The sequence below is a fragment of the Goekera deserti genome, from assembly GCF_010685995.1.
Classification (GTDB): domain Bacteria; phylum Actinomycetota; class Actinomycetes; order Mycobacteriales; family Geodermatophilaceae; genus Goekera; species Goekera deserti.
The window spans coordinates 42,067-56,257 of record NZ_JAAGWK010000036.1 but is presented as its reverse complement, the minus strand read 5'-3'; the positions used below and the strand labels follow the sequence as shown (position 1 = coordinate 56,257).

The 14,191-nt window shown below is 73.2% G+C and carries 12 protein-coding genes; 6 read left to right on the top strand and 6 right to left on the bottom strand.

The features are described from left to right. Positions 1–217: 217 nt before the first annotated feature. The gene (locus tag G1H19_RS21365; RefSeq protein ID WP_152729583.1) at positions 218–700 is read right to left on the bottom strand and encodes a CarD family transcriptional regulator; all 483 of its coding nucleotides are present in this window, start codon (positions 698–700) and stop codon (positions 218–220) included. A 185-nt stretch (positions 701–885) separates the two neighbouring features. On the opposite strand from G1H19_RS21365, the gene G1H19_RS21360 reads away from it, so the two are divergent. Continuing rightward, complete coding sequence (locus G1H19_RS21360) at positions 886–1,692, top strand: UbiA family prenyltransferase (protein ID WP_152729582.1); 807 nt, start codon at positions 886–888, stop codon at positions 1,690–1,692. A gap of 30 nt (positions 1,693–1,722) precedes the next feature. Here the strand turns inward: G1H19_RS21360 and G1H19_RS21355 are convergent, their stop codons facing one another. Then, positions 1,723–3,303 (bottom strand): cryptochrome/photolyase family protein, encoded by a 1,581-nt coding sequence (locus G1H19_RS21355; RefSeq protein ID WP_152729581.1) that lies wholly within the window; start codon positions 3,301–3,303, stop codon positions 1,723–1,725. Positions 3,304–3,421: 118 nt separating this feature from the next. On the opposite strand from G1H19_RS21355, the gene G1H19_RS21350 reads away from it, so the two are divergent. The 3 genes from G1H19_RS21350 (at position 3,422) to disA (ending at position 6,717) form a co-directional block, all read left to right on the top strand. Further along, entirely contained in the window at positions 3,422–4,081 is a 660-nt protein-coding gene (locus tag G1H19_RS21350; protein WP_152729580.1) for a copper chaperone PCu(A)C, read from the top strand. A gap of 63 nt (positions 4,082–4,144) precedes the next feature. Then, on the top strand, positions 4,145–5,509 hold the full coding sequence (gene radA, locus G1H19_RS21345; RefSeq protein ID WP_235928131.1) for a DNA repair protein RadA: 1,365 nt from the start codon (positions 4,145–4,147) through the stop codon (positions 5,507–5,509). A gap of 122 nt (positions 5,510–5,631) precedes the next feature. Further along, a complete protein-coding gene (gene disA / locus G1H19_RS21340) occupies positions 5,632–6,717 on the top strand; it encodes a DNA integrity scanning diadenylate cyclase DisA (protein WP_162392995.1) in 1,086 nt (361 codons plus the stop codon). A 20-nt stretch (positions 6,718–6,737) separates the two neighbouring features. Here disA and G1H19_RS21335 read toward each other — a convergent pair whose 3' ends face one another. Next, positions 6,738–7,439: a MucR family transcriptional regulator gene (locus G1H19_RS21335; RefSeq protein ID WP_162392994.1), complete on the bottom strand. Its 702-nt coding sequence runs from the start codon at positions 7,437–7,439 to the stop codon at positions 6,738–6,740. Between the two features lie 153 nt (positions 7,440–7,592). On the opposite strand from G1H19_RS21335, the gene G1H19_RS21330 reads away from it, so the two are divergent. Further along, entirely contained in the window at positions 7,593–7,898 is a 306-nt protein-coding gene (locus tag G1H19_RS21330; RefSeq protein WP_152729578.1) for a putative quinol monooxygenase, read from the top strand. Positions 7,899–7,973: 75 nt separating this feature from the next. Then, complete coding sequence (locus G1H19_RS21325; RefSeq protein WP_162392993.1) at positions 7,974–8,858, top strand: A/G-specific adenine glycosylase; 885 nt, start codon at positions 7,974–7,976, stop codon at positions 8,856–8,858. 273 nt (positions 8,859–9,131) lie between these two features. Here the strand turns inward: G1H19_RS21325 and G1H19_RS21320 are convergent, their stop codons facing one another. The 3 genes from G1H19_RS21320 to lysS all read right to left on the bottom strand — a co-directional run bounded on the left by G1H19_RS21320 (position 9,132) and on the right by lysS (position 14,162). Then, on the bottom strand, positions 9,132–11,678 hold the full coding sequence (locus G1H19_RS21320) for an ATP-dependent Clp protease ATP-binding subunit (protein WP_152729577.1): 2,547 nt from the start codon (positions 11,676–11,678) through the stop codon (positions 9,132–9,134). 483 nt (positions 11,679–12,161) lie between these two features. Further along, positions 12,162–12,515 (bottom strand): histone-like nucleoid-structuring protein Lsr2, encoded by a 354-nt coding sequence (locus tag G1H19_RS21315; protein ID WP_152729576.1) that lies wholly within the window; start codon positions 12,513–12,515, stop codon positions 12,162–12,164. A 135-nt stretch (positions 12,516–12,650) separates the two neighbouring features. Further along, a complete protein-coding gene (gene lysS, locus G1H19_RS21310) occupies positions 12,651–14,162 on the bottom strand; it encodes a lysine--tRNA ligase (protein ID WP_162392992.1) in 1,512 nt (503 codons plus the stop codon). Positions 14,163–14,191: the final 29 nt, after the last annotated feature.

Here is a 14,191-nt window from a genome sequence, read left to right as displayed (position 1 = left end):
GCATCGGGCCCGTTGAGCAGGCGACCGACCCGGCTCAGCGCGCCCTGGCCAGGACGCCGTCGCCGGGTCGCAGGCCGAGTGCGCTGAGGTCGGCGCGCAGGGAGGCGCGGGTGACGAACACCTGACCGACCCGAGGTGGGCCGGCTGAAGACGGGGCCCGGACGCGCGACACCCCCCGCCGGACGAGCCGGGCGGGGGGTGTCGGTGGGCAGAGCGATCAGCTGGCGAGGACCTCGTCCAGCAGGATCTCGGCCTTGTCCTCGTTGGTGCCCTCAGCGAGCGCGAGCTCGCTGACGAGGATCTGCCGGGCCTTGGAGAGCATCCGCTTCTCGCCCGCGGAGAGGCCACGGTCCTTGTCCCGACGCCACAGGTCGCGGACGACCTCGGCGACCTTGTTGACGTCCCCGGAAGCGAGCTTCTCCAGGTTGGCCTTGTAACGCCGCGACCAGTTCGTCGGCTCCTCGGTGTGCGGAGCCCGCAGCACTTCGAAGACCTTGTTCAGGCCGTCCTGCCCGACCACGTCGCGCACGCCCACGATCTCGGCGTTGTCCGCCGGGACCCGGACGGTCAGATCGCCCTGCGCCACCTTCAGCACCAGGTAGGCCCGCTCGACGCCACGCACGGTGCGCTGCTCGATCGCCTCGATCAGAGCGGCCCCGTGGTGGGGGTAGACAACGGTCTCGCCAACAGTGAAGCCCATGTGGATGTGACCCCTTTCGCTGTGGACCAGGTTACCACGGCAGACTGTTCGCCGGACCGGACGAGACCTGCAAAAGTGCTGGTCAGAGGCCCACCCCGGGGAGGATCTGGGGTTGACAGCGAGGGGTGGGTGTGCGTGTGACGGAGGGTCGGACACCCCGGGGCGGATGGCACACGGCACGCTCGATGGCCCTGGCGACCCACCTCGGACCCACCGTCGGGGTCACCCTCGTGGCCACCCTGCTGGCCGTCGCAGCCGGGGTGCAGGCGGGACGTGTGGGACTGGTGGGACTGGCCGTCCTCGCAGGTCAGGCGTCCATCGGGTGGAGCAACGACTGGCTCGACGCCGACCGCGACCGCGCCGTGGAACGGGCCGACAAGCCGGTCGTCCAGGGGGCGCTGACCCCGCACCTGCTGCGCTCGGCGGCACTGCTCGCGGCGCTCGCCGCGGTCGTCCTGTCGCTGCTGCTGGGCCTCGTGCCGGGGCTGCTGCTGCTCGGCGTGGTCGTGTGCGGGTGGGCGTACAACTGCGGGCTGAAGTCGGGCGTGGCGTCGATGCTGCCCTACCTCGTCGCCTTCGGGCTGCTGCCCGCCGGCGTGGTCGCCGCCGCCCCCGGGACGCCGGCCGCGCCGTGGTGGCTGGTGGCCGCCGGCGCCTGCCTCGGCGGTGCGGCACACCTGGCCAACGTGGCACCCGACCTGGAGGACGACCTGGCCACGGGCGTGCGGGGGCTGCCGCACCGGCTGGGTGCCACCGTCTCCGCAGTCGCCGGCGCGACACTCCTGTTCGCGGCCACCCTGCTGCTGGTGGCCGGGCCCGCCGGTGCGCCGGGCGCCACCGGGTGGGTGGCCCTGGTCGTCGCCGTCCCCGCGGTGGTGGTGGCGGCGCTGGCCGGGAGCGCCCGCTTCCGCCGGCTGGCCTTCCCCGCAGTGATCCTGCTCACGGTCACCGACGTCGTCCTGCTCCTGGCCGGCGGCGCGTCCCTGACCTGACAGAGAGGCCCCTCGTGAGAGGGGCCGCCGTCAGGGGGGCTGGGTGCCGCGGCGCTGCTCCTGCTCGACGACGGCGTCCAGGTCCTTGAGCCGGCCCAGGCCCGACAGCGGCTGGCGCATCCGCTGGTTGCCGGCCAGCCGCTCGCGGTTGCGCTCCAGGAAGCCCCAGTAGCCGGCGGTGAAGGGGCACGCGTCGTCCCCGAGCCGCTTCTTCGGGTCGTACCGGCAGCCGCCGCAGTAGTCGCTCATCCGGTCGATGTAGGCCCCGCCGGCCGCGTACGGCTTGGTGGCCAGCACACCGCCGTCGGCGTGCTGGCTCATGCCGACGACGTTGGCCACCATCACCCAGTCGTAACCGTCGACGAAGGAGGCGTGGAACCAGTCGGCCATCGCCAGCGGGTCGATGCCGCGCTGCAGCGCGTAGTTGCCCAGCACCATCAGCCGCGGGATGTGGTGCACCCAGCCGTCCCGGCGCACGTCGCCGAGCACGCCGCTCAGGCACGCGGCGTCCACCGCGCCGTCGTCCAGCTCGGTCATCCAGTCCGGCACCGGCTCGTGCGCGGCCAGCGCGTTGCCGTGCCGGTAGTCCCGGCCCAGGTACCAGTAGAGGTGCCAGATGTAGTCGCGCCAGCCCATCACCTGCCGGGTGAACCCCTCGACGGAGTTCAGCGGCAGCGGGTCACCGGCGGCCAGGCTCTCCCGGTAGACGGCGTCCACCCGGTGCACCACCTCGGCCGGGTCCAGCAGCCCCAGGTTGAGCGCCGGGGATATCAGCGAGTGCGCCAGCCAGCGCTCGCCGGCCAGCATCGCGTCCTCGTGCGGGCCGAAGGCACCCAGCCGGTGGGCCAGGAAGTCCTCCAGCCGGGTGCGTGCCTCGGCCTGGGTGACCGGGAACAGCCGCGGCCCGTCGTCCCCGACGAAGGAGACGTCGCCGTCGGCCTCCCAGCGGTCCAGGTCGGCCCGCACCCGCTCGTCGATCTCGTCCTCGACCGGCCACCACGGCTCCGGGGCCGGGGACCGGCCGTCGGCCGGGGGCGGCTCGCGGTTGTCGTGGTCGAGGTTCCAGGTGCCGCCCAGCGGCTCCGCGCCGTCCATCAGCACGTCGTGCCGGCGCCGGGCGTCGCGGTAGAAGTCCTCCATCAGCAGCCGGCGCCCGCTGGGCCGACCGCCCCGGGTGCGGCGGCCGGCCCACGCGGCGAAGTCGGCCTCGGAGGTGACGAACCCCCGGGCGGCCAGCACCTGCACACCCGGGCGGCGCAGCACCAGGTCGCGGCTGCCCCAGCTCGTGGGGGCGCACACCGACAGCGGCTCGCGCACCTGGTCCAGCGCCTGGCCGTAGGTGTCGGTCTGCAGGTACGTGACCCGCTCGCCCAGCTCGGCGGCCCGGTGCCGCAGCGCGGAGAGCACCAGGTGGGCCTTCTGCCGGTGGAACCGCATCCGCCGGAAGACCGCCCGGGACTCGACCAGCAGCACCGGCTGGTCGGGGTGGTCCAGGAAGTGCGGGCCGAGCTGGTCGGCGAAGCACCACCGCGTCGTGCCCGGGGCCTGCTCACCGAACACCGCGGTGGCGGGGTCACCGTCCACCGACCGTCCGACGTCGATCGACGACATCGCTCACCTCCCGGTGCACATCCTGTGCAGGCCGTTAGGCTGGGCGCGAGTCGTGGTCGACGAGCACCGCCGCCCCGGCCGGCCCGCCCCGCACGTCCCCGCCTGGAGGTCAACCGCTGTGAACCGCGCACTGCGCGCCGCGACCATGGGCGTCCTGCTCCTCTCCCCGGTCGCGCTCGGCGCCTGCAGCGCCGGCCAGGTCACCCAGACCGCCACCCAGGACCGGGACAAGACCGGTGCGATGGCGACCGTCGGGGAGCTCCAGCTGCGCGACGTGCAGCTGGCCTACCCGCTCACCGGGGTCTACCAGGCCGGCGGCGACGCCCGCCTGCTGATGGCGATCGCCAACCCGACGGGCACCGACGACCGGCTGATCTCGATCACCGGCGAGCAGTTCGAGGGCGTCGAGGTCGTGCCCGACCCGGCGCTCGCCGCCGCCGCCCCGGCCGCCGCGCCGACCGACCCGAGCACCGTGGACATCGCGGTCCCGGCCAACCAGAACGTGTACGTCGGCGAGGGCCCGCAGGTCACCCTGACCGGCCTGACCGAGGAGCTCACCCCGGCACAGACCGTGGACGTCGTGCTCACGTTCGAGAACGCCGGCGAGATCACCGTCCCGGCCCTGGTCGGCGTGTCCAGCCGGGCCCTGCCCCGCGGGGAGGCGTTCGACTTCCACGAGGAGGAGGGCGCCGGGGGCGGCGACACCGAGGGCAGCCAGGCCTACGAGGAGGACACCGAGGCCGACGGCGGCCGGGGCTCGGAGAGCGGCGACAACTGACCTGCCCGACGGTCCCGCGCGGCTCGCGCGGGACTGTCGGTGGGGGCCGCTAGCGTCGCTCGCGTGCCCCCTTCCGGCGTGAAGTCCGCCCGCCCCGCCCACCGCTGCACGGAGTGCGGCCACGCCTCGCCCAAGTGGGTGGGCCGCTGCCCCGAGTGCCAGGCGTGGGGCTCGCTGACCGAGGTCGGCGCCCCCTCCTCACCGCTCCGGGCCGTGCACGCCGGCCCGGTCACCGCGCCCGCCCGGCCGATCGGCCAGGTGGAGCTCGCCGGCGCCCGCGCGGTGCCCACCGGCATCGGTGAGTTCGACCGGGTGCTGGGCGGCGGCCTCGTGCCCGGCGCGGTGATCCTGGTGGCCGGTGAGCCCGGGGTGGGCAAGTCCACGCTGCTGCTGGAGGTCGCGCACCGGGTGGCCGCGGCCGCCGGCCCCACGCTGGTCGTCTCCGGTGAGGAGTCCACCGCCCAGGTGCGGCTGCGGGCCGAGCGCATCGGCGCCCTGCACGATCAGCTCTACCTGGCCGCCGAGACCGACCTCTCCGCGGTGATCACCCACGTGCAGGACGTCGCCCCCACGCTGCTGGTGCTGGACAGCGTGCAGACCGTCCGCTCACCCGCCGTCGAGGGCACCGACGGCGGCGCCACCCAGGTCCGGGCGGTCGCCTCGGCGCTGATCGCGCTGGCCAAGAGCCGCGGGATGACGACGATCCTCGTCGGCCACGTCACCAAGGACGGCGCGATCGCCGGCCCCCGGGCGCTGGAGCACCTGGTCGACGTGGTGCTCTCCTTCGACGGCGAGCGGCACTCGACGCTGCGCATGGTGCGCGCCACCAAGAACCGGTTCGGCCCGGCCGACGAGATCGGCTGCTTCGAGATCGGCGACAGCGGGGTCGTCGGTGTGCCCGACCCGTCGCACCTGTTCGTCTCCCGGCGGTCCGCACCGGTGCCGGGCAGCTGCGTCACGGTGACCATGGAGGGCAGCCGGCCGCTGCTCGCCGAGGTGCAGGCCCTGGTCGCGCCCTCCGGCGGTGGGTCGCCCCGGCGGGCGGTCAGCGGCCTGGACCCGGCCCGGGTGGCCATGGTCAACGCCGTGGTCGAGCGGCGGGCCGGCGTCAAGCTCGCCGACGCCGACGTCTTCGCGGCGTCGGTCGGCGGGGTGCGCATCACCGAGCCCGCCGCCGACCTCGCGCTGGCACTGGCCATCGCGTCGGCGGCCGCCGACCGGCCACTGCCGGCCGGGCTGATCGCCCTGGGCGAGGTGGGGCTGTCCGGCGAGATCCGGCGGGTCGGCGGCACCGGCCGGCGGCTGGCGGAAGCGGCCCGGCAGGGCTACACCGCCGCGCTGGTGCCCGAGGACTCCGGCACGGGGCCGGCGGGCATGCGGCTGGTGCCGATCAGCGACCTCGGCGCGGCCATCCAGCGGCTGTTCTGACCTGCCGGCTCGCGCTGCTGCTGTGAGCCGCCTCCCAGCAGGTGCAGGAGTGCTCGGGAACCGGCTCCCCGCAGCCGCCCACTAGACTCGGCTCACCCGTCATCGGACCGTCAGGAGCGCTCGTGCCCCCCGAGGTGGACTCAGAGGTCGCCCTGCGCGAGCTCCTCGGCCGCATCGCCCCGGGCACGGCGCTGCGCGACGGGCTGGAGCGCATCCTCGCCGGTCGCACCGGCGCGCTGATCGTGCTGGGCTACGACCGGGTGGTCGAGTCGATCTGCACCGGCGGTTTCGCCCTCGACGTCGCCCTGTCCGCGACGCGGCTGCGCGAGCTGGCCAAGATGGACGGCGCGGTCATCGTCTCCTACGACGGGCTGCGGATCGTCCGGGCCGGCGTGCACCTGATGCCCGACCCGACCATCCCCACCGAGGAGTCCGGCACCCGGCACCGCTCGGCGGAGCGGGTCGCCCTGCAGACCGGCTTCCCGGTGATCTCGGTCAGCCAGTCGATGCACATCATCAGCGTCTACGTGGCCGGGCGGCGCTACACCCTCGAGCACCCGACCACGATCCTGGCCCGCGCGAACCAGGCGCTGGCCGCCCTGGAGCGGTACAAGCTGCGCCTGGACGAGGTGGCCAGCACGCTGTCGGCGCTGGAGATCGAGGACCTGGTCACCGTGCGCGACGCGATGAGCGTCAGCCAGCGGCTGGAGATGGTGCGGCGCATCGCCGACGAGATCGAGGGCTTCGTCGTCGAGCTGGGCACCGACGGCCGGCTGCTGGCCCTGCAGCTGGACGAGATGCTGGCCGGCGTCGAGGAGGACCGCGGCCTGCTGGTGCGGGACTACCTGCCCAACAGCGGGCGGCGCACCCGGTCCGGCGAGCAGGTGCTCACCGACCTGCGCGCCCTGTCGGCCACCGAGCTGCTCGACCTGTCGGCCGTCTCCCGTTGCTACGGCCTGCCCACCTCGCCCGACTCGCTGGACAGCCCGGTCAGCCCCCGCGGCTACCGGCTGCTGGCCCGGGTGCCGCGGCTGCCCGCCGCCATCATCGACCGGCTGGTCGCCCACTTCGGTGGGCTGCAGAAGCTGCTGGCCGCCACCATCGAGGACCTGCTCTCCGTCGAGGGCGTCGGCGAGGCCCGTGCCCGCGGCATCCGCGAGGGCCTGTCCCGGCTGGCCGAGACCTCGATCCTCGACCGCTACAGCTAGGCCCCGTCCAGCGGTGCGGGTCAGACCAGGCTGAAGGCGGCGTCCGCGCCGGTCTTGGTGTCCAGCCGGCCGCGCAGCACGTACTGACCGGCCGGGAGGGTGACCCGGGCCGAGGAGCAGCCCGGTGCGCTGCTGAGCCCGCTCCAGGTCAGCGGCAGGCGCACCGCCTCCCCCGGCGCCAGCGTCCGGGTGTCGGAGGTGGACTCCGGGAAGCAGTCGTTGCTGCCCCAGACCCGCTGCCCGGAGGAGTCGAACATCTGGATCTCCTGCACGCCGCCGTCCAGCGACCGCACGCAGGGCACCGAGCCGGTGTTGGTGACCACCAGCTCGAAGGTCGGCCGGCTGCCCACCGGCGCCTGGGCCGGGGTGGGCGCCACGTCGACGGTCAGGGCGTCGTCGCCGCAAGGCCCGGGCGCCGCGGGCGGGGGCGGCTCGGTGGTGGGGGCCGGGGCACCGGTGTCCGGCGCGGCGGTCGAGCCGGTCTGCGCGGTCGGCACCTGCACGCTGGCCAGCGACGGCAGCACCTGCTCCAGCGCCGGTGTGTCCGACGGCGACGCCGACGAGCTCGCGCCGGCCGGGGCCGCGGTCACCTCCGGCTCGCCGCCGGTCACCGAGGTGAGCAGCCACGCCAGGCCGGCGAGCAGCACGAGCACCACGGCCAGCAGGAGGGCACGCCGCCGCCAGTAGACGGAGGCGGGCAGGTCTCCGACCGGGTGCAGCACACGAGCACGGTAGCCGCGCCGCCGACCGGGCACCGACCGGCACGCCGCCGGCCCGGCCCGCCCCGGGTGCTCCGGGCCTGTCCAGCGTGCTGCGGGGGCCTCCCGGTGCGCCGGGCGGTGGCGCGCGGGCCATCGACGTGCCAGCCTGCGGCCATGATCCTCGTCATCGCCGCCGCCCACGCCCGCCCCGACCGCCGCGAGGACATGGTGGCCCTGCTGGCCGGCCTGGCGAGGCGCTCGCGCGGTGAGCAGGGTTGCACGAGCTACGTGTTCACCAGCGACATCGAGGACCCGAACGCGTTCACCTCGATCGAGCAGTGGGAGTCCCGGGAGGACCTCGACCGGCACATGGGCACCCCCGAGCTCGCCGAGGCCCTCTCGAAGCTGCCGGACATGATCACCGCGGAGCCGACCATCACGGTGCACGAGGTGTCCCGCACCGCCCCGTACGGCAGCTGAGCCCCGCGGCACCGCCCGTGTGCGTGACGGGGCGGTCGTGGCCAGCCACCGCGGGAGCGGGGAGACTGGGCACCCGTGACCAGCACCCCTCGCACCGACGACCGCGGTGACCTGATCGTCGACTGGTACGACCGGGCCGCGCGTGACCTGCCCTGGCGCCGTCCCGGTGTGGACGCATGGGCGGTGCTGGTCAGCGAGGTGATGCTGCAGCAGACGCCCGTCGCCCGGGTGGAGCCGGTCTGGCGGGAGTGGCTGGCCCGCTGGCCCAGCCCGGCCGCGCTGGCCGCCGCCAGCCCGGCCGACGTCATCCGCGCCTGGGGCAAGCTCGGCTACCCGCGGCGGGCGCTGCGGCTGCGCGAGGCCGCCGCGGTGGTGGCGGCCGAGCACGGCGACGTCGTCCCGGACGACGTCGCGGTGCTGGAGTCGCTGCCGGGCATCGGCACCTACACCGCGCGGGCGGTGGCCTGCTTCGGCTACGGCCAGCGACAGCCGGTGGTGGACACCAACGTGCGCCGGGTCGTCGCCCGGATGGTGCACGGCCGGGCCGAGGCGGCACCGGCCCGGGCCACCGACCTGCTCGACATCGCGGCACTCGCGCCCGCCGACCACGACCGCGCCGTGCGCTTCTCGGTGGCGGTGATGGAGCTGGGAGCGCTGCTCTGCGTCGCCGGCACCCCCCGCTGTGGGGCCTGCCCGGTGCGCGACCGCTGCGCCTGGCGGCTGGCCGGCTCCCCCGCGTACGACGGCCCGGCCCGGAAGGTGCAGAAGTTCGCCGGCACCGACCGGCAGGTACGGGGCCGGCTGCTCGACGTGCTCCGCGCCGCCACCGCGCCGGTCGAGCAGGACCAGCTGGACCGGGTCTGGGACGACGCCGTCCAGCGCTCCCGCTGCCTGGACTCCCTGCTCGCCGACCGCCTGGTCGACCAGACCCCGGACGGCCGCTTCACCCTCCCCACCTGACCTCCGTCCGGAACCAGCTCCCGCCCACCATGGGATCCCGAGGAGACACGAACTGCCCGCCAAGATGGCCATCTCGGCGGGCAGTTCGTGTCGATCCTGGCGGCAGGGTGGGGGGCTCGCGCGTGACGTCCACGGCCGGGCGGCCGCGCGGGTCCGGCCCGGGACGACGGAGGCCGCCCCCGCTCGTGGGAGCGGGGGCGGCCTCGGTCAGCAGGCCCCCGTGCAGGGCCCCGCCGCGAGCGTGCTCGTGGTGGGGGGCACGGGGGTCCTTCGTCAGTCCGCCTGCGGTGCCGCGGTGGACCCGTCGCCGTCGTCGTCGGCGCCGGTGAGGGCGACCGGCGGCGTGTCCGGCAGGTCGACCGGCTTGGACTCGCCACGGAACGTGAACTTCGACTTGGTGGTGTCGGTGTCCTCGTCGACGTCGACCACGATGATCTGCCCCGGGGACAGCTCGCCGTAGAGGATCTTCTCCGAGAGCGCGTCCTCGATCTCGCGCTGGATCGTGCGACGCAGCGGCCGCGCGCCCAGCACCGGGTCGAACCCGCGAGCCGCCAGCAGCTTCTTGGCCGCGGGCGTCACCTCGATCGCCATGTCCTTGTTCTGCAGCTGCGTCTCGACCCGCGCGAGCAGGAGGTCGACGATGTGGACGATCTCGTCCTCGGTCAGCTGGTGGAACACGACGATGTCGTCGATGCGGTTGAGGAACTCGGGCCGGAAGTGCTGCTTGAGCTCGTCGTTGACCTTGAGCTTCATCCGCTCGTAGTTGCTCTGGTTGTCCTGGCCGGCCTGGAAGCCGAGCCCGACGGCCTTGGAGATGTCCCGGGTGCCCAGGTTCGTGGTCAGGATGAGGATCGTGTTCTTGAAGTCCACGATCCGGCCCTGGCCGTCGGTGAGACGCCCGTCCTCCAGCACCTGCAGCAGCGTGTTGAACACGTCCGCGTGCGCCTTCTCGATCTCGTCGAAGAGGACCACCGAGAACGGCTTTCGCCGCACCTTCTCGGTCAGCTGACCACCCTCGTCGTAACCGACGTAACCGGGAGGTGCACCGACGAGCCGGGACACGGTGAAACGGTCGTGGTACTCGCTCATGTCGATCTGGATGAGCGCGTCGTCGTCGCCGAAGAGGAAGTTCGCGAGCGTCTTGGCGAGCTCGGTCTTCCCGACACCCGAGGGGCCGGCGAAGATGAACGAACCACCCGGACGGCGCGGGTCCTTGAGGCCGGCGCGGGTGCGACGGATCGCCTGGCTGACGCTCTTGATCGCCTCGTGCTGGCCGATGATGCGCCGGTGGAGCTCGTCCTCCATGCGCAGCAGGCGGGTGGTCTCCTCCTCGGTCAGCTTGAAGACCGGGATGCCCGTCCAGTTGGCCAGGACCTCGGCGATCTGCTCGTCGTCGACCTCGGCGACGACGTCCATGTCGCCGGCCTTCCACTGCTTCTCCCGCTCGGACTTCTCGACCAGCAGCTGCTTCTCCGTGTCACGGAGGGCAGCGGCCTTCTCGAAGTCCTGCGCGTCGATCGCGGACTCCTTCTCGCGACGCACACCGGAGATGCGCTCGTCGAACTCGCGCAGGTCCGGCGGGGCGGTCATCCGCTTGATGCGCATGCGCGCCCCGGCCTCGTCGATCAGGTCGATCGCCTTGTCGGGCAGGAAGCGGTCGGAGATGTACCGGTCGGCCAGGGTCGCCGCAGCCACGAGCGCGCTGTCGGTGATGCTGATCCGGTGGTGCGCCTCGTACCGGTCGCGCAGGCCCTTGAGGATCTCGATCGTGTGGGTGAGCGTGGGCTCGCCCACCTGGATCGGCTGGAAGCGGCGCTCGAGGGCGGCGTCCTTCTCGAAGTGCTTGCGGTACTCGTCGAGCGTGGTGGCCCCGATGGTCTGCAGCTCACCGCGGGCGAGCATCGGCTTGAGGATGCTGGCCGCGTCGATCGCGCCCTCGGCGGCACCGGCACCGACGAGGGTGTGGATCTCGTCGATGAACAGGATGATGTCGCCGCGGGTGCGGATCTCCTTGAGCACCTTCTTGAGGCGCTCCTCGAAGTCACCGCGGTACCGGGAACCGGCGACCAGGGCGGAGAGGTCGAGGGTGTAGAGCTGCTTGTCCTTCAGCGTCTCCGGGACCTCGCCCTTGATGATCGCCTGCGCCAGACCCTCGACGACGGCGGTCTTGCCGACGCCGGGCTCGCCGATGAGGACGGGGTTGTTCTTGGTGCGGCGCGACAGCACCTGCATGACGCGCTCGATCTCCTTGGCGCGCCCGATGACCGGGTCGAGCTTGGAGTCGCGCGCGGCCTGGGTGAGGTTGCGGCCGAACTGGTCGAGCACCAGCGACGTCGACGGCGTGCCCTCGGCGGGGCCGCCGGCCGCGGCCGGCTCCTTGCCCTGGTAGCCGCTGAGCAGCTGGATGACCTGCTGGCGGACGCGGTTGAGGTCGGCACCCAGCTTGACCAGGACCTGGGCGGCGACGCCCTCGCCCTCGCGGATCAGGCCGAGCAGGATGTGCTCGGTGCCGATGTAGTTGTGGCCGAGCTGCAGCGCCTCGCGCAGCGACAGCTCGAGCACCTTCTTGGCCCGCGGGGTGAAGGGGATGTGGCCGGACGGGGCCTGCTGACCCTGGCCGATGATCTCCTCGACCTGCTGGCGGACACCCTCGAGGGAGATGCCCAGGGACTCGAGGGCCTTCGCGGCGACGCCCTCACCCTCGTGGATCAAGCCCAGGAGGATGTGCTCGGTGCCGATGTAGTTGTGGTTGAGCATCCGGGCTTCTTCCTGCGCCAGGACGACCACGCGACGGGCTCGGTCGGTGAACCGTTCGAACATCTCACTTCTCCTCTGCGCGGTGCGGACCTGCTGTGCTCAGTCCCCCCGCCGCAGCGGGGAGAGGTGTCACCCGACGTCATGTCGGCGCTCGCTGAGGGCACCGGTCTTTCCACTGTAGTCATGGACCACGCTGCCCTGCCGGTGATGACCCACCTTGGTGCAGAAGTGGCTGCCCGGTCCAACTGACGGTGCCGGATCGGTGTTCCGCCGGCGTTACGCCCTCAGCGGACGCCCTGCCGGTCCCCAGGGACGACGACGGCCCGCCCCCGCTCAGGGGACGGGCCGTGACCGCCTGCGCGGCCCCCTCGGGGAGGCCACCGCACGCCGGGTGGGACGACCCCTCGGGGAGGCCACCGCACGCCGGATGGAACGGCCCCTTCGCAGGGCCCCGCCGCGAGCTCGTTCGTGGTGGGGGGCGAAGGGGAGAAGGACCTCGTCCTCCTCCCCGCACGCTCCGCGCGCGGCGAGCCTCGGGACGAGGCCTCAGTGAGCGGCTTCGTAGGCCTCGACGACGCTGGCCGGGATGCGGCCGCGGTCGCTCACCGCGTGGCCGTTCTTGCGGGCCCAGTCGCGGATGGCGCCGGCCTGCTCGCGGTCCATCCGGCCACCGCCGCCGGTGGCGCGGGAACGGCCGGCACCGGAGGCGCGCGAGGTACCGCGGGTCACCTTGCGGGCGGCCTCGACATAGGTGGAGAAGGCCTCGCGGAGTGCGGCGGCGTTCTTCTCGGAGAGGTCGATCTCGTAGGCGGTCCCGTCGAGTGAGAACGAGACCGTCTCGTCGGCGGGGATGTTCTCGTCGAGGTCGTCACTCAGTACGACCGTGACCTTGCGAGCCATTGTGTTCTCTCTCCTGGAATTCGGGCCCCCGTGGCCTGTTCTGGATCGCCCGGGTGGACGACCAGGCCATTTCACCACACATTGCGCGGGGAAGTGCATTCCCGGCGTGTTCATGAATGCGCGGGTGGACGAATGTCATCCATGCGGGGTGAGCGGCCGGACGAGTGGGAAGAGGATGGTCTCCCTGATCCCCAGTCCGGTGAGCGTCATCATCAGCCGGTCCATGCCGAATCCCATGCCACCGGTCGGCGGCATCCCGTACTCGAGTGCTTCCAGGAAGTCCTCGTCCAGCGCCATGGCCTCGGGGTCGCCGGCCGCCGCCAGCAGTGCCTGCGCGGTGAACCGTTCCCGCTGGGCGACCGGGTCGACCAGCTCGGAGTACGCCGTCCCCTGCTCGATGCCGCCGATGTACAGGTCCCACTTCTCCGCCAGGCCGGGCGTGGTGCGGTGGGCCCGGGTCAGCGGCGAGGTGTCCAGCGGGTAGTCGACCACGAAGGTCGGCGACTGCAGCGTGTGCTGCACGAGGGCCTCGAAGAGCTCCTCCACCACCTTGCCCGGCGACCAGGCGGGGTCCACGCCGACCTCGTGCCGCTCGGCGAGGGCGCGCAGCGCCTGCACCGGGGTCTCCGGCGTGACCTCCTCGCCCACCGCCTCGGAGACGGCGCCGTAGAGCGGCACCTGCGGCCACACCCCGGAGAGGTCCAGCTCGGTGCCGTCGTGGTGCCGGGCCACGTGGTCGCCGAACAGCGCGACGCAGGACTCCTGCACCAGCTCACGGGTCATGGTGGCCATCGACTGGTAGTCCCAGTACGCCGCGTAGGCCTCGAGCATGGCGAACTCGGGCGAGTGCGAGCTGTCCGCGCCCTCGTTGCGGAAGTTGCGGTTGATCTCGAACACCCGGTCCAGCCCGCCCACGATGCAGCGCTTGAGGAAGAGCTCCGGGGCGATCCGCAGGTAGAGGTCGAGGTCGAAGGCGTTCATGTGCGTGCGGAACGGCCGCGCGGTGGCCCCGCCGTGCACGTTCTGCAGCATCGGCGTCTCGACCTCGAGGAACGACCGGGCGGTGAGGCCGGCGCGCAGGGTGGACATCACCGTGGCCCGCTGGTGCACCGTGCGCCGGGCCTCGTCGCGCACGATCAGGTCGACGTAGCGGCGGCGGACCCGCAGCTCCTCGCTCATCGGCTTGTGCGCCACCGGCAGCGGCCGCAGCGCCTTGGCCGCGAGCTGCCAGGAGTCGGCGAACACCGACAGCTCGCCGCGCCGGGAGGTGCCCACCTCGCCGGTGACCAGCACGTGGTCGCCGAGGTCGACGTCGGCCTTCCACGCCGCCAGCTGCTCCTCCCCCACCCGGTCGCGCGACAGCATGACCTGCAGCTCGGTGCCGCCCTCGCGCAGGGTCGCGAAGCACAGCTTGCCGGTGTTGCGGGAGAAGATCACCCGCCCGGTGACGCCGACGGTCTCCCCCGTCATCGTGTCCGGCTCCAGGTCCGGGTGCGCGGCCCGGACCTGCGCCAGGGACGTCGTCCGGGCCACCGCGACCGGGTAGGGGTCGACGCCCGCGCCGCGCAGCCGGTCCAGCTTGGCGCGCCGCACCCGCACCTGCTCGGGCAGTTCGTCGTCGGTCGGGCCGGGCGGTTCCTCGATCACGGTGCCGAGCCTACGGACCGGGCCCCGGC